Consider the following 14,395-nt stretch of genomic DNA (forward strand, 5'->3'; position numbering starts at 1 on the left):
GATCGATCACGGACACCGGATGCGGCCGCCTCAGCCGCGCGGGGCCGGCCGGCGGGCCGGCGCTCCAGCGCATTCGGGATTGTTGGAACCGCCAGCGCCCTGGCCGGCCGGCGACAGCACGCCCGAGACCCGCCCGCCGGTCGAGGCCCCGCCGTCAAGGCGCACCCGGTTGGCGGTGAGATCGGCGAACAGCCGGCTGCCGCGCAGCACGTTGCCGCACTGGGTCAGCACCACATTGCCTTCCATGACCGCCTCGTTGCGGCGCGCGTCGAACGAGCCCCGCTCGGCCGTGGCGCTCTGGTTGCGCGAGGTGACCACGACGCCTCCCTCCATCTCGAAGCGCCGGACATTCTGCGTGGGCGATGCGGTCACCGTGGCCGGCTGGCGCTCGGAGGTCGTCGCGGGGCGGCCGCCGCCGGCCGGATTTTCGTAGAGGATCACCAGGCGGGATGCCGCCAGGGAGGACTCGCCCTGCCGGATGCGCACATTGCCGGTCAGGATCGCCTTGCGCTCGTTGTCGAGGACCTCGGCCCTGTCGGCTTCGAAATTGATCGGCTGGTCCCGGTTCTGGCTGAATCCGACGAAGGGGCTGCCGGCCTGCTGGGCACCCGCCGGCAGCGCCGTCAGCAGGGCCACGGCGGCGAGTGCAGCAAGCCCCCGGGCGGCTCGGCGCGCCTTCGGCATTCTCGCCCTGACTTCAGCCGGCATCATCTGCGAATCTCCACATTGTCGGGGGACGAGCCTTCCGGCTGCGACCTGGCGGCCGGATCAGGCGGCTCGGGCATGAAGTTACCACGCACCTGTCCTTCAAGCACGATCGTCTTGCCGTTGTCGCGGATCGCCATGCGGTCGGCGAAGAGCTGGCCGCGCGGCGAGGCCAGTTGCACCGGTCCTTTCGAGGTAATCACCCCGGCCCGCGTGTCGATCAGGGCATGGCCCGCCTCCCCGGACTGGCCGTTCGAGGTGGTGACCGACACCCGCTCGTTGAACTCGACCTGTCCGGTCTTGGTGTCCAGCACGCCGGCCGGCGCCACGACGCGTGCCGTGCCTCCGCCTTCGATCTCCATTTCCGCGTCGATGGCGGACAGGGTCACGATATGGGCCTGCAGGATGTCGTGCTCGGCGCGCGTGGCGGCAACACGATAGAACCGGTTGTCGTTGGTGTAGCCGGTCAGGCGCGGCGCCTCCATGGTCACCTTCGACCCGGAGACCGCGATGTTTCCGATCGAGACCGGCAAGTTCAGCATCTTCAGCGGGTTCCACCAGCTGACGAACACCACGCCGGCGAACAGCAGCACCGACACGATCGGTATGGCGACGCGCAGCGTCCTGACCCGCCGCGAGTGACGGAAAGCGGCGCGGAACGCCGCTTCGCGCGCCGGGTCGCCGGCGGCCGCGCCTCCGGAGATATGCCAGTCATGGATTGGCCGCGCCGCCATCGACAAGGGTCTCCCGCGCACTGTCCGGACGGTTGCCATCGGTGGGCCGACCGGCCGGAACGCGCGCCGCGCACTCTATAGCATTCTGTGGCCCCAGCATGGCCGCAGCCGGGCGAAGAGTGGAGCCCCGGCCCTCATGAATGGGCAAAGATATCGGTCTCCGGCCAGCCGGCAAGGTCGAGTTCGGCCCGCGTCGGCAGGAAATGGAAACAGGCCTCGGCAAGCCCCGCCCGGTCCTCGCGTGCCAGCATGGCGTCGAGCCGGTCCTTCAGCGCATGCAGGTGCAGCACGTCGGACGCGGCATATTCGAGCTGGGCCGGCGACAGGGCGTCGGCCGCCCAGTCCGAGCTCTGCTGCGCCTTGGACAGATCGATGCCGAGCAGGTCCTTGGTGAGGTCCTTCAGCCCGTGCCGGTCTGTATAGGTGCGCGTCAGCCTGGAGGCGATCTTGGTGCAGTAGACCGGCGCGGTGGTCACGCCAAAGGCATGTTTCATGACGGCGAGGTCGAACCGCGCGAAGTGGAACAGCTTGACGATGCCCGGATCGGCCAGCAGCGCGCAGAGGTTCGGCGGAGCCGCCTGGCCCTTGCGGATCTGCACGACATCGGCTGTGCCGTCGCCCGGGGAGAGTTGGACGACGCACAGCCGGTCGCGGTGCGGCATCAGGCCGAGCGTCTCGGTGTCGATGGCGACAACGCCGACGCGGTAATGGTCGAGGTCCGGCAGATCGCCGACATGGGAGCGGATGGTCATGGCCTCAGGCGTCTGGACGGGAGGATATCGTCGTCCTATAGGCCGTGGCGTCGGAGAAATCCAATGACCGGCGCACCGCTCAAGCTGCTCGCCCTCGACGCGGAGGACCTCGCGGTCGTCTCCGCCCATCTCCAGGATGCCGTGCTGAAGGCGTCCGACATGGCCTATCTGGCACGCGAGAGGCGTTTCGTTCTCGTCTGCAGCCGGTTCGACTGGGCTGCGGTCGATGGCGGTGCCTGTCAGCGGCGGCGCACCGGCATGCGTTTCGAGCAGGTCTCAGCGGTGAGGGCGCGCGGCATTCCCAAGGGCGGCGATGCCGCGCTCGAACTGCTCGCCATCCGCTTCGCGCCGGAGCTGGAGCCGGCCGGAACCATCGAACTGGTCTTTGCCGGCGGTGCCGGTCTGCGGCTGACCGTCGAATGTATCGAGGCCGCCCTCGACGATCTCAGTCCGGCCTGGCAGGCCGAGACGGTGCCAGGTCACGACTGACCCGGCCGGCGCTGCGCGCCACCTCGGCCGCGATCATCGCCACCGCCTCGATGGTTCCCGCATCCGGCGTGGTGCGCCATGCGGCGAAGAAATCGAGCTCGGGAAGCTCGACGCCGGTGCGCAGCATGCGCAGCCGACCGGCCCTGATCTCCGCGCCCGCAATCGCCGAGGGCACGGCCGCAATGCCGAGCCCGTCCTCCGCCATGCGCAGGATCGTCGCCATGGACGAGGAGGCATGGATTCGCACCGCCGGCAGGCCCGGTGCGGAGAACATCTCGCGCAGCGCCAGATAGGGCCGGGTGTTGCGCGAAAAGGTCATGATCGGATGGCGCGCCAGGACGTCGAGGCCGATCGGGCCCTTTGGCAGCGGGTAGCCGGGCGCCGTCAGGAAGGCCAGCCGATAGGTCGACAGCGGCAGGTTCTTCAATTGCGGGCCGGCCAGCGCGCCGAGCACGAAGACCAGATCCTGCTCCTGGGCGATCAGCCTTTCGCGCAGGTTGGGCGTGATATCCACCTCGATCTCCAGTTCGATGCGCGGATAGGCCTTCGCCATCCGCTCGACGAAGCGCGGCAGCCAGGTGTGGACGATGGTCTCGGCGACGCCGAGCTTCAGCGTGGCGCGGATCGCCGAGCTGTCGGCCACCGCGTGCAGCATCTCGGCCCTCAGGCGCAGCAGGCGTTCGGCATAGGCGATGAGCTGCCGGCCGGCATCGGTCGGCACGACCGTCCGCTTCTCGCGCACCAGCAGACGCCGGCCGATCTCCGTCTCCAGCTGCGCGATGCGCTGGGAGACGGCCGGCTGCGTGGTGTTTAGCCTGACGGCCGCGCGCCTGAAGCTGCGCAGCGTCGCCACCCAGACCAGGGTTTCGAGGGAGCGGAAGTCAACCATGCGTTCTGATCACACCAGCTTATCGATCTTGATCCAGAATTCCGATTGGACGCAATGGGCGAGTGATGCTGCACTGAACCCCCAGAAGAAGTCTGATCATCCGGACCTGATCCTTCTGGAGGCGTCATGGCCATCTCGCAGTTCAGGGCAGCATCGGTCGCCGACGTGTCGGATCCTGCCGCGGTCCGCCGGGCGATCCGCCGGGGCGACATCACCGGCCACACGGCCGGACTGGCCGCCGGCCGCGTGCAGGGCAACCTCGCCATCCTGCCGAAGGACCTGGCCGCCGATTTCCTGCGCTTCTGCACGCTGAACCCCAAGCCCTGCCCGATCATCGGCCTGTCCGAGCCGGGCGATGCGGCGATCCCCTCGCTCGGCACCGATCTCGACATCCGCACGGATCTGCCGCGCTACCGCGTCTGGAAGGACGGCGAACTGGTCGAGGAGCCGGACGACATCACGTCCCATTGGCGCGACGACCTGGTCGCCTTCGTCATCGGCTGCTCGTTCTCGTTCGAGGGGGCGCTGATGCAGGACGGCATCCCGATGCGCCACATCGCCTGCAACTCGACCGTGCCCATGTGGCGCACCTCGATCGCCTGCGCGCCGGCGGGACCCTTTGCCGGCCCGATGGTGGTGTCGATGCGGCCGCTGAAGCCGGCCGATGCCATCCGCGCCGTCCAGATCACCTCGCGCTTTCCCGCCGTTCACGGCGCGCCGGTCCATATCGGCCTGCCGGAGGCCATCGGCATCCGCGACATCGGCCGTCCCGACTATGGCGACCCGGTGGAGGTGATGCCGGATGAGCTGCCGGTGTTCTGGGCCTGCGGCGTCACCCCCCAGTCGGTGATCGCCGCGGCACGGGTGCCGTTCGCGATCACCCACGCGCCGGGCTCCATGCTCGTCACCGACCTTACCAACAGCCGGATCGCCGCGCTGTGACCACGCCCCGTTTCTGCCGGCCGGAAGGCCGTCCTGAAAGACCCAAAACAACAAGCATCCAGAGCATCGCCGACCGAACCCTGCCGCCCCGCGCGGAACCGACGAAGGAGAGACCATCATGACGCGCCTGACCTCTGTCGCGGCGGCCGCCGCGCTGACGCTCGGCTGGAGCCTGCCGGGCCTTGCCCAGACCGTGCCGGCCGGCCCGCCGGTCAACATCCAGATGGTCACCCAGCCCGGTCCGGCCCTGCCGCAATTCACCCGTGTCGACGTGCCGATGCTGCGCGAGGGCCTGCCGAAATCGTCCGGCGGCCGCATCACCGTGACGCTCGCCTCATGGCCGGAACGCAACCTCAACGGGCCGGAGATCCTGCGTCTCGTCCGCTCCGGGCAGGTCGATATCGGCGCCGTGCCGCTCAACACCGCCTCGGGCGACGTGCCGCTGGCCGATGCGGTGGATCTGGCCGGCCTCAACCCGACTCTTCGCCAGTCGCGGCGGGTGGCGGTCGCCATGGTGCCGGAACTGAACAGGGAACTGGAGCGGTTCGGCGTGAAGATCGTCGCCGTCTATCCGTTCCCGGCCCAGGTGTTCTTCTGCCGCGACCAGATCCGCAGCCTTGCCGACCTGCGGGGCAAGCGCATCCGCACCGGCGGCGGCTCGTCCAACGATTTCGTCACGGCCATCGGCGGCCAGCCGACCGCCGTCGGCTTCCCCGAGGTCTATGGCGCGCTGGAGCGCGGCGTCGTCGACTGCGCCATCACCGGCACCTCGTCTGGCAATGGCGCCCGCTGGTATGAGGTGAGCCAGAGCCTCTACACGCTGCCGCTGTTCTGGTCGATCTCGGCTTATGTGGTGAACCTCAACTGGTGGAACCGGCTCGATCCGGCGGTGCGCGCCCATCTCGAGACCACCATGAAGGAGGTCGAGGAGGCGCAGTGGACGCTCGGCCGCCAGGCGACCGAGGACGGCATCGCCTGCAACACCGGCCGCCGCGACGGCTGCAATCTCGGCCGACTGGTCGAGAACCGGCCGATGACCGCCTACGAGCCGACCCAGGCGGACATCGACACCCTGCGCACGACCCTGCGGTCGACCATCCTGCCGGCCTGGGTGCGTCGCTGCGGCGCGCGGTGTGGCGAGATCTACAACCGCGTGGTCGCGCCGATCTCCGAAGTCCAGTTCACCGCCAACTGACCATCCGCACGCAGCCCCGCGCCGGCCGCAGCCCGGCCCGCGCGGGCACGCATCACGACACGGCCCGCCATCCGCGCAATGATGGCGGCGCCGGTGCGGCACCGGCGAGGGGACACGGATGTTGGACACACTTATCGGCGTGGCCGGCGCAAGTCGGCGCGGCGTGGCGCGGCTGGGAACGCTGATGGGCTATGCGGCGGGCTGGGGCTTCATCGCCATCGCCGCCCTGATCACCTTCGACGTTCTGGCCCGTCGGTTCCTCGGGTTCTCCACCCAGGCGACGACGGAGCTGTCGGGCTATGCGCTGGCATTCGGGATCGCCTGGGGTCTCGCCCATGCGCTCTCGATGCGCGCGCATGTCAGGATCGACGTCGTGGTCAACCTTTTTCCTGACCGCATCCGCTACTGGCTTCACCTGGCCAGCCTCGCATTCCTGGCGGTCCTGGCGGGCTACCTGTTCTACGGCGCATGGACCCTGGTGGAGGAATCGCTGCTGTTCGGGGCAACCGATATCAGCGTCATCCGGACGCCGCTGGCCATTCCCCAGGGCCTGTGGGCCTTCGGCCTCGGCGTGGTCTTCGTGCTGATCCTGGCCATGCTGGTCGAGTGCTTCCTGCTCATCATCGCCGGCCGGGGCGCGGAGGCCGAGTCGCTGCTGCACAGCCGGACCTACCAGGAAGAGGTGGCCGAGGCCCTGGAGGCTGTCGGCGAGCCCGTTCCCCCAACGACCACCAGCCCCGAGGTCAAGCCGTGATCGCCGTCGTCTTCCTGCTCATTCTGGTCGGCATCACGGTGGCCATGTCCTTTACCGGCCAGGCGCCATCGGGCGAACTGACCGGCCAGATCCTGCTGCTGGTCGGCCTGTTCCTGCTGTTCTTCGGCATGGGCATCTATGTCGGCGCCGCGCTCGGCGTGCTCGGCCTGATCATCGGCTATGCCTTCTCCGACCGGCCGTTCTGGCTGTTCATCGGCCAGACCATCTGGAACCCGTCCTCGTCCTTCGTGCTGGTGGCGGTGCCGCTGTTCCTGCTGATGGGCGAGATCCTCCTGCGCGCCGGCCTGTCCGACCGGCTCTACAAGACCCTCAACATCTGGCTGAACCGCATGCCGGGCGGTCTTCTCCACACCAACATCGCCGCCTCCTCGGTGTTCTCGGCGATCTCCGGCTCGTCGGTGGCAACCGCTGCCACCATGGGCTCCGTGGCGCTGCCCTTCTTCAAGGACAAGCCTTACGACCCGAAGATGGTGCTCGGTTCGCTGGCCGCGGGCGGAGCGCTCGGCAACCTCATCCCGCCGGGCATCACCTTCATCATCTACGCACTGATCACCGAGACCTCGGTGGGGGCGCTCTATCTTGCCGCCGTCGGGCCGAGCCTGCTGGTCGTCGCGCTGTTCGTGCTGATCATCCTGGCCCGGGCGAAGACCGCGGCGCCGCGCGATCCGGATGGGCCGCGCTATTCCTGGGGCGAGAAGATCCGCAGCCTCGTCGACCTCGCCCCGACCGCCATCCTGATCCTGATCGTGCTCGGCACGATCTACGGGGGGCTGGCGACCGCCACCGAATCGGCGGCTCTCGGCGTCATCGCGGCCATCGTGCTGGCGGCTCTCGACGGCAAGCTCTCGTTCAAGATGCTGAACGACTCGGCCGAGGCGACCGCGCGCAATACCGCGCTGATCGGCCTGATCCTGTTCGGTGCCTACCTGCTCAACTACGTTTTCACCGCCCTCGGCGTGCCGCAGGCGCTGGCCAGGCTCGTCTCCGAGATGCCGCTGCCGCCCTGGGCGATCATGCTGCTGATCATCGGCTTCTACCTGGCGCTCGGAACCTTCATGGAGGGCTTCTCCATGATGATCACCACCATTCCCGTGATCTTTCCCGTGGTGGTCGCGCTTGGCTACGACCCGATCTGGTTCGGCGTCATTGTCGTCATGATGGTGGAGATCGCGCTGATATCGCCGCCTGACGGAACGGTGCTCTACGTGCTGCAGGGCATGCGCAAGGATGGCGGCCCGATCACCGACGTGTTCACCGGCGTGCTGCCGTTCATGCTTGTCTATATTCTCGCCGTCGGCATCCTCATGGCCTTTCCTGCCATCGCCACCTGGCTGCCGAGTATCATGCGCTGACGGCGTGGTTCACCGCGCGTTCAGACGATTTCGTCCAGAGAGGGGTCTGCACCGGTCGGGTGCGCGGGGCTGCATGCCGCAGGGGTTAGCCGTGTCGACGGATTATCGACGCAGACGCCTTTCTTTGCGACAGTGTCCCCGATATAGCACCGGACCGGACTTCCTCCCGACCATAGCCCGGGGTCGCGACAGCGGCCCGCGGTTCGAGTGACGAAAGCTGGGATATGACGCGCGTTGCGATCGTCGGTGGCGGCCCGGGCGGCCTGTTCACCAACTACCTTCTCGACAAGTTCTGCGACGGCCTTTTCACCGCCACCATCGTCGAGGCGTCCAACCGCCTCGGCGGCAAGGTCATGACCGACAGCTTCGACAAGGGCGGGTCCCTGTTCGAGCGCGGGGTCGCCGAATATTACGACTACTCCCATTTCGGCCCCGATCCGCTGAGGCGGCTGATCACCGAGGTGATGGAACTCGGCGTCGTTGCGATGGATGGCAAGGGCGTCATCCTCGACGGCAACGTCCTCAACACCCGTCGCGACATCAAGAAGCATTGCGGCGACGCCACGCTGAAGGCGCTCGACGATTTTCATGCCCTCTGCCACGAGCTGTGCTCGCCCGACGAATATTACGAGGGCTATTCCGGCGACGACAACAAGCACCCCTGGAGCGGCAAGAGCTTCCGCGAGGTGCTGGACGAGATCCCGGACGAGACGGCGCGCCGCTATATCGAGGTCGCGGCCCGGTCCGACGTCGCCACCGAGGCCCAGCTGACCAATGCGCTGAACGGCCTGAAGAACGTCCTGATGGACGATCCGAAATACCTGCGGCTCTATTCCATCGTCGGCGGCAACGAGAAGCTGATCGAGGGCCTGGCCGAGCGCGTTTCGGGCAAGGTCATGCTGCAGAGCCGGGTGGCGAAGATCACCCGCAACGAAGGCGGCACCTATTCCCTCACCGTGCGCCGAAAGGGCCGCGACGAGGTGCACGAGTTCGACCACGTCGTGGTGGCGGTGCCCAATTACTGGGTCAGCCAGATCGCGTTCGAGGGCCGCGGCGCCCGCATGGCGGTGCAGAAGCATCAGGCGCGCTACGACAATCCGGCGCACTATCTGCGCGTCACCATCCAGTTCAAGAAGCCGTTCTGGTCCGAGCACTTCAAGGGCCACTACGTGATGACGGACGCCTTCGGCGGCTGCTGCCTCTATGACGAGACCGCGCGCCATCCCTCCAAGCACGGCGTGCTCGGCTGGCTCATTCCGGCGACCCATGCGCTGGCGCTGTCCAACCTGCCCGACGGCGACCTGGTCGAGATGGCCCTCGATTCGCTGCCGCAGGACCTGATCGGCACGGCCCGCAAGCAGTTTATGGAAGCGAAGGTCCAGCGCTGGGTCGGCACCATTTCCGGCCTGCCGGGCGGCCATCCGGCGCCCGAGCTGCGCGAGCGCCATCAGCCCGACGGCAAGCTGCTGCCCAACCTCTACATGGTCGGCGACTACCTGTTCGATTCGACCGTCAACGGCGCCTATGACTCGGCCAATTTCGTGGTCGACATGATGATGGGCAAGCTGCGCGGTGCCGCCTATTCCGGCGCCCGCAAGAAGGCCGATCTCGAGAAGCAGAAGGGCGTCGTCGAGGAGGGCTTCGTGGAATCGACGCTCACCGACGACTACCACGACGAATATGCCGTGGGCCTGTCCTACGAGGAGAGCTTCCGCGAATATTTCGACGAGCAGTACAATGCCGACCTCTACGAGTGCATCTTCGGCATCAAGCCGCCCTATACGCTGCTCGACGTCGGCTCGGCCTCGGGCCTGACGCTGAAGTGCTTCGCCGATATCGGCATCGACGCCTGGGGCATCGAGAATGCGCGCCACGTCCATTCGCAGACGCCGAAGGAATGGCTGCACCGCAACCTTCTGGGCGATGTCACCAACCTGCCCTTCGAGGACCAGTCCTTCGACGTGATCTACGATACGTGCCTGTGCTACGTGCCGGAGGAACTGATCGACAAGGCGATCCAGGAACTCTACCGCGTTACCCGCATCGGCATCTTCTTCGGCGGCATCACCGCCGACATGACCCGCGAGGTGATCGAGTATCACGATGTCTTCGACGGCGTGCTGACGCTGGAATCGACATGGCAATGGTCCGAGCGCTTCCAGCGCCATGGCTGGCGCCCGGCCGTCCACGACCAGAAGATCCTCAAGAAGGCGTGGAAGATCGAGTGCGACGCCAACGAGGGCGATTTCCCCTGGTATCCGGACATGGAGACCATGCGCTACTGCTTCTATGCCAAGCCGGACGCGGCCAAATGGGTGGAGAAGCTGATGGCGGGGCGCCAGAAGGGGCCGACCTCGAAGCTGCGGCTGGTGGCCGGCGGCAAGCGCTGACGGATCTCTTCCCATCGACATGGCGGGGCCGGACCATCGTCCGGCCCTTTGCCGTTTCGTCGGCCATTTCGCCCGTGGCCTGCCATGCGAACGATTTCAGATGCAACAACGAGCCTTATCAGGCATGACGGATCGAGTGCCGTGACGATCCGCCGACCGCCGGGTTCCCATGACGAGCGAGAAGACCAGCGTCGAGCCCGACGACGAGGATGACGAGGACGAGGAGTCCGAAGACGTCAGTGCCGACGATCTGAAGGCGCTTTTCCGCTTCCTGACGCCCTTTGCCCGGCCCTATCGCGGCACGATCATCCTGCTCGCGGTGCTGGTCCTCATCGAGGCGGGCCTGAACTTCTCCTTCCCGCTGGTCACGCAGTACCTCATCGACGAGGGGCTGATCAAAAAGGAATGGCGGGCCCTGGTGAACTCGCTGATCTTCATGGGCGCGGCTGCCGTGACCGTGTCGATCGTCGCGCTCATCGCCGACTTCGTCTATACGCGCCTGTTCTCCGAGATGGCGCGCGACATGCGCCAGCATCTGTTCGACCACGTTCAGTCGATGTCGATGCCGTTCTTCCACACGACGCCGACCGGCACGGTGCTGTCGCGCTTCTCCGGCGATCTCGTTGCTCTTGAAGCGGCCCTGATCATGCTCGTTCCGGGCTTCGTCATGCCCTTCATGGAGGTGATCTACGCGACCATCCTGATGTTCATGTTCGACATCTGGCTTGGCCTGATCGCCTCGCTGATCTTCCCGCTGATCCTGCTCTGGCCGCGCATGTTCGCTCGCAAGGCCTTCATCTACGCCTATGACAAGCGTCAGACCGAGGGCAAGCTGATCAGCGCCGTGCAGGAGAATGTCGCCGCCCAGCCGGTGATCAAGGCCTTCGGCCTGGTCCCGCAGGCGCGCATCGACTTTTCCGCGCTCAACGTCATCTGGTACGGCATCGCGCGGCGCACCAACTTCGCCGCCGCCCTGGTCGAGCGCACCGCCCAGACCGGCCTCTATGTCATCCACATCGCGGTCTTCGCGCTGGGCGCCTACTGGGCCTTCACCGATCGCATCACGGTCGGCACCATCATCGCCTTCGAGGGCGTGTTCCTGTCGATGGGCTATGCGCTGACCAACGTCACGCAATATATCCCGACGCTGGCCCAGGCCGCCGGCTCGATCCACCACCTCAACGACATGCTGGCCATCCGCCCCACCATGGTGGACAAGCCCGGCGCCGCCGAACTCGCGCCGTTCGAGCGGGAGGTGTGTTTCGAGAACGTCGCGTTCAGCTATCCGGGCTCCTCGTTCCGCACCGAGAACCTGAACGTCACGGTGCCGAAAGGCTCGTTCCTCGGCATTGTCGGCCCGTCCGGATCGGGCAAGAGCACTTTCCTCAACCTGCTGATGCGTTTCTACGACCCGAACGAGGGCCGGGTGACGGTCGACGGCGTCGACGTCAGCACGGTGACGCAGGATTCGCTCAGACGGCAGATGGCGGTCGTGTTCCAGGAGAGCTTCCTGTTCAATACCACCATCGGCGAGAACATCCGCATGGCCTATCCCGCCGCCACGATGGAGGAGATCCACGAGGCGGCGCGCCAGGCCGAGGTGCATGACTTCATCATGTCGCTGCCGAAAGGCTACGACACCATGGTGGGCGAGCGCGGCGGGCAGCTGTCGGGCGGGCAGCGCCAGCGTGTCGCGATCGCGCGCGCGCTCGTGCGCAATCCGGCCCTGCTGGTGCTCGACGAGGCGACCAGCGCGCTGGACGCCACGACCGAGTCCAAGCTCAACGAGACGCTGCGCCGCATCGCCGAGACGCGAACCGTCGTCTCGGTGACCCACCGCCTCGGCTCGGTGGTGACCGCCGACCGCATCATCGTTCTGGAGCACGGCCATATTGCCGAGACCGGCACCCATCCCGAACTGCTCCGCGCCGGTGGCCTCTACGCCATGATGTGGCAGCGCCAGCAGGCAAGCCGCCAGGCGGTCGAGGTCGCGCCCGACGACGACGAAGAAGAGGAATGATCCTCAGCGCGCGCCGCGGCCGGCCGGGTCCTTGCCGGGACGGTCGTCCGGCTCGGGACGCGCCGCCACCGTGTCGTTCCGCCGCGGGGCTGTCAGCCGCGGCAGGTCGGACAGGCTGAACCTGAGGATCGCCGCCCCCGGCGGGCCATTGTCCGAACCGGGGCGTGCGCGCCTGGAGACGGCCACGAGTTGTGCGCGCTCGGCGACGAGCTTCTCCCGCATCCGCTGTGCCAGCGCCGCGCCGCCCTGCGGCACAGGGCGCGCCCGGGCCGTGACTAGCACGGGCTCGGCGGCAGCGACAGGCGCCACGCTTGCCTCCTGCGCCGCATAGAGAGCGGCATGGGCCTTCAGCTCCGCCTGGTCCGCGGCTGCGGCGGTGGAGAAAAGGTCCCTTTCGACGCCCATCGTCATCTCCGGTCGGTATGCAAGGCTCCTTTATCCCCGGTCTGCGGCGGCGGACGAGCGGAAGGTTTCGTTAAGATTAACGCAGCGGTGCCCGGCCACCCCGCCTGCCGCCGGGGCAGGCTTTGGCAGGGGCGCAGGGGCGGGCTACAAGGCTTGACACGAGCAAATGCGGAACCCGTGCCATGTGCGCCGATTGCGATCCCGACTTTTCCCCGCCCGGCCTGAAGGCCGACCTTGAGGAAGGCGTCACCCTGACACCGCGCTTCGGACCTGACGGTCTGATCACGGCGGTGACCAGCGATGCGCAGAGCGGGGACCTCCTGATGGTCGCCCACATGAATGCCGAGGCGCTGAAGCTGACGATCGAGACCGGCGAGGCCCATTACTGGTCGCGCTCGCGAAAGGCGCTCTGGCACAAGGGCGACACGTCCGGACAGATCCAGTCCGTCGTCGAGATGCGCATCGACTGCGACCAGGACGCCGTCTGGCTGAAGGTGCGCGTCGGCGGCGACGGCGGCTCCTGCCATACCGGGCGGCGCACCTGCTTCTATCGCGCCATCCCCACCGGCGGCCCGGTCGGCCGGGCGACGCTCGTGCTCCGCGATGCCGAGCGGCTGCGCCCGGCCTTCGGCTGAGCCATGCTGCGCCTGCGATCCCGCAATCGGAGCCGAGGGGAACAGATGGCGCCGGACGTGCCGGACGAGGCCGGAATGGCGACGGCCGGCCCGCCGAGGCCCGTGATCGGCCTGGCGCTTGGCGGCGGGGCTGCCCGCGGCCTTGCCCATATCGGCGTGCTCCGCGTGCTGCTGCGGGCCGGCTACGCGCCCGATGTCATCGCCGGAACCTCCATCGGGTCAGTGGTCGGCGGCCTCCATGCCTGCGGCAAGCTGGAGGCCTTTGCCGAATGGGCCCTTTCGCTGAAGCGGCGGGACACGGTGCGCCTCGTCGATATCGCCATTTCCGGCGGCGGCCTGATGGGCGGCTCGCGGCTCGCCCGGCTTCTGGAGGCCGAAATCGGCACACTCCGGATCGAGGACCTGGACCTGGGCTTTGCCGCCGTCGCGACCGAGATCGGCACCGGCCACGAGGTCTGGCTCACCCGTGGACTGCTGATCCAGGCCCTGCGCGCTTCCTACGCGCTGCCGGGCATCCTGCCGCCGGTGCGGGTCGGCGGCCGCTGGCTGATGGACGGCGCGCTGACCAATCCCGTGCCGGTATCCGCGGCGCGCGCGCTGGGCGCCCGGCTGGTGATCGCCGTCAGCCTCAATGCCGATGCGCTGGGCCGTGCGACCGTCATCCAGGACCACGGCACGGATGCCTTCGATGAAGCCCAGCCGCTGGTGGAGCGGCGCCCGCGGGTGAAGGCGGTGGTCAATCTCGGCAGGGGAATCGGACGCGGCGTCGGTCGCGGCCTCGGCCGCATGCTCGCCCGCCCGCTGGCGCTGGCACGCGGGGAGGGAGGGCCGGCAAGGCCTGACCGCGGGCTCGACCCGCGCCTGGCTCTTGCCCGCTCGCCCGGCATTCCGACGGTCATGGTCAAGGCGTTCAACGCCACGCAGGAGCGGATCGCGCGCACGCGCCTTGCCGGCGACCCGCCCAACGTGCTCATCGGCCCGCGCCTGTCGCGGCTCGGCCTGTTCGAGTTCCATCGCGCCGCGGACGCCATCGCCCTCGGCGAGGAGGCGGCCGAACGCATGCTGCCCGAGATCGCCGAGGCGCTGAAGGCGGTGGCGTGAAGCGCCACCGG

14 protein-coding genes are annotated in these 14,395 nt (G+C 67.7%); 9 read left to right on the forward strand and 5 right to left on the reverse strand.

Annotated elements, in window-relative coordinates:
• Window positions 1–30: 30 nt before the first annotated feature.
• From ACTIFS_RS02805 to ACTIFS_RS02815, 3 genes are all read right to left on the reverse strand, one after another.
• Window positions 31–711: an LptA/OstA family protein gene (locus tag ACTIFS_RS02805; RefSeq protein WP_439572524.1), complete on the reverse strand. Its 681-nt coding sequence runs from the start codon at window positions 709–711 to the stop codon at window positions 31–33.
• On the reverse strand, window positions 708–1,439 hold the full coding sequence (gene lptC, locus ACTIFS_RS02810; RefSeq protein ID WP_439572525.1) for an LPS export ABC transporter periplasmic protein LptC: 732 nt from the start codon (window positions 1,437–1,439) through the stop codon (window positions 708–710). The genes ACTIFS_RS02805 and lptC overlap by 4 nt, the downstream gene beginning before the upstream one ends.
• A 134-nt stretch (window positions 1,440–1,573) precedes the next feature.
• Window positions 1,574–2,191, reverse strand: a complete 618-nt coding sequence (locus tag ACTIFS_RS02815) for a ribonuclease D (RefSeq protein ID WP_439572526.1) — start codon at window positions 2,189–2,191, stop codon at window positions 1,574–1,576.
• A 63-nt stretch (window positions 2,192–2,254) separates the two neighbouring features.
• Here ACTIFS_RS02815 and ACTIFS_RS02820 point away from each other — a divergent pair, with 63 nt between their 5' ends.
• Window positions 2,255–2,680 carry a DUF2948 family protein gene (locus tag ACTIFS_RS02820; RefSeq protein ID WP_439572527.1) on the forward strand — a complete coding sequence of 142 codons (426 nt, stop codon included), beginning with the start codon at window positions 2,255–2,257 and terminating at the stop codon, window positions 2,678–2,680.
• On the opposite strand, the gene ACTIFS_RS02825 is transcribed toward ACTIFS_RS02820, so the two are convergent.
• Window positions 2,637–3,569 carry a LysR family transcriptional regulator gene (locus ACTIFS_RS02825; protein ID WP_439572528.1) on the reverse strand — a complete coding sequence of 311 codons (933 nt, stop codon included), beginning with the start codon at window positions 3,567–3,569 and terminating at the stop codon, window positions 2,637–2,639. The genes ACTIFS_RS02820 and ACTIFS_RS02825 overlap by 44 nt on opposite strands.
• Before the next feature lie 126 nt (window positions 3,570–3,695).
• On the opposite strand from ACTIFS_RS02825, the gene ACTIFS_RS02830 reads away from it, so the two are divergent.
• The 6 genes from ACTIFS_RS02830 to ACTIFS_RS02855 all read left to right on the forward strand — a co-directional run bounded on the left by ACTIFS_RS02830 (window position 3,696) and on the right by ACTIFS_RS02855 (window position 12,243).
• Entirely contained in the window at window positions 3,696–4,511 is an 816-nt protein-coding gene (locus ACTIFS_RS02830; RefSeq protein ID WP_439572529.1) for a putative hydro-lyase, read from the forward strand.
• Between the two features lie 118 nt (window positions 4,512–4,629).
• Complete coding sequence (locus ACTIFS_RS02835) at window positions 4,630–5,706, forward strand: TRAP transporter substrate-binding protein (RefSeq protein ID WP_439572530.1); 1,077 nt, start codon at window positions 4,630–4,632, stop codon at window positions 5,704–5,706.
• Window positions 5,707–5,824: 118 nt separating this feature from the next.
• On the forward strand, window positions 5,825–6,460 hold the full coding sequence (locus ACTIFS_RS02840) for a TRAP transporter small permease subunit (protein WP_439572531.1): 636 nt from the start codon (window positions 5,825–5,827) through the stop codon (window positions 6,458–6,460).
• On the forward strand, window positions 6,457–7,833 hold the full coding sequence (locus tag ACTIFS_RS02845) for a TRAP transporter large permease (protein ID WP_439572532.1): 1,377 nt from the start codon (window positions 6,457–6,459) through the stop codon (window positions 7,831–7,833). Before ACTIFS_RS02840 ends, ACTIFS_RS02845 begins: the two co-directional genes overlap by 4 nt.
• A gap of 224 nt (window positions 7,834–8,057) precedes the next feature.
• Window positions 8,058–10,223, forward strand: a complete 2,166-nt coding sequence (locus tag ACTIFS_RS02850) for an FAD-dependent oxidoreductase (protein WP_439572533.1) — start codon at window positions 8,058–8,060, stop codon at window positions 10,221–10,223.
• A 169-nt stretch (window positions 10,224–10,392) separates the two neighbouring features.
• On the forward strand, window positions 10,393–12,243 hold the full coding sequence (locus ACTIFS_RS02855) for an ABC transporter ATP-binding protein (RefSeq protein ID WP_439572534.1): 1,851 nt from the start codon (window positions 10,393–10,395) through the stop codon (window positions 12,241–12,243).
• A 3-nt stretch (window positions 12,244–12,246) separates the two neighbouring features.
• Here the strand turns inward: ACTIFS_RS02855 and ACTIFS_RS02860 are convergent, their stop codons facing one another.
• Window positions 12,247–12,648, reverse strand: coding sequence for a hypothetical protein (locus tag ACTIFS_RS02860; protein ID WP_439572535.1), 402 nt, complete (start codon window positions 12,646–12,648; stop codon window positions 12,247–12,249).
• 182 nt (window positions 12,649–12,830) lie between these two features.
• Between ACTIFS_RS02860 and hisI the strand changes: the two genes are divergently transcribed.
• Entirely contained in the window at window positions 12,831–13,283 is a 453-nt protein-coding gene (gene hisI / locus ACTIFS_RS02865) for a phosphoribosyl-AMP cyclohydrolase (RefSeq protein ID WP_439572536.1), read from the forward strand.
• Between the two features lie 45 nt (window positions 13,284–13,328).
• On the forward strand, window positions 13,329–14,384 hold the full coding sequence (locus ACTIFS_RS02870) for a patatin-like phospholipase family protein (RefSeq protein ID WP_439572537.1): 1,056 nt from the start codon (window positions 13,329–13,331) through the stop codon (window positions 14,382–14,384).
• Window positions 14,385–14,395 lie beyond the last annotated feature (11 nt).

The organism is Phreatobacter sp., from assembly GCF_051860605.1.
Classification (GTDB): Bacteria; Pseudomonadota; Alphaproteobacteria; order Rhizobiales; family Phreatobacteraceae; genus Phreatobacter.

Bases quoted from the DNA above. Each gene is read 5' to 3' on its own strand.
- ACTIFS_RS02805 (WP_439572524.1), bottom strand. From the start codon at position 711: ATGATGCCGGCTGAAGTCAGGGCGAGAATGCCGAAGGCGCGCCGAGCC.
- lptC (WP_439572525.1), bottom strand. From the start codon at position 1,439: ATGGCGGCGCGGCCAATCCATGACTGGCATATCTCCGGAGGCGCGGCC.
- ACTIFS_RS02815 (WP_439572526.1), bottom strand. From the start codon at position 2,191: ATGACCATCCGCTCCCATGTCGGCGATCTGCCGGACCTCGACCATTAC.
- ACTIFS_RS02820 (WP_439572527.1), top strand. From the start codon at position 2,255: ATGACCGGCGCACCGCTCAAGCTGCTCGCCCTCGACGCGGAGGACCTC.
- ACTIFS_RS02825 (WP_439572528.1), bottom strand. From the start codon at position 3,569: ATGGTTGACTTCCGCTCCCTCGAAACCCTGGTCTGGGTGGCGACGCTG.
- ACTIFS_RS02830 (WP_439572529.1), top strand. From the start codon at position 3,696: ATGGCCATCTCGCAGTTCAGGGCAGCATCGGTCGCCGACGTGTCGGAT.
- ACTIFS_RS02835 (WP_439572530.1), top strand. From the start codon at position 4,630: ATGACGCGCCTGACCTCTGTCGCGGCGGCCGCCGCGCTGACGCTCGGC.
- ACTIFS_RS02840 (WP_439572531.1), top strand. From the start codon at position 5,825: ATGTTGGACACACTTATCGGCGTGGCCGGCGCAAGTCGGCGCGGCGTG.
- ACTIFS_RS02850 (WP_439572533.1), top strand. From the start codon at position 8,058: ATGACGCGCGTTGCGATCGTCGGTGGCGGCCCGGGCGGCCTGTTCACC.
- ACTIFS_RS02855 (WP_439572534.1), top strand. From the start codon at position 10,393: ATGACGAGCGAGAAGACCAGCGTCGAGCCCGACGACGAGGATGACGAG.
- ACTIFS_RS02860 (WP_439572535.1), bottom strand. From the start codon at position 12,648: ATGGGCGTCGAAAGGGACCTTTTCTCCACCGCCGCAGCCGCGGACCAG.
- hisI (WP_439572536.1), top strand. From the start codon at position 12,831: ATGTGCGCCGATTGCGATCCCGACTTTTCCCCGCCCGGCCTGAAGGCC.
- ACTIFS_RS02870 (WP_439572537.1), top strand. From the start codon at position 13,329: ATGGCGCCGGACGTGCCGGACGAGGCCGGAATGGCGACGGCCGGCCCG.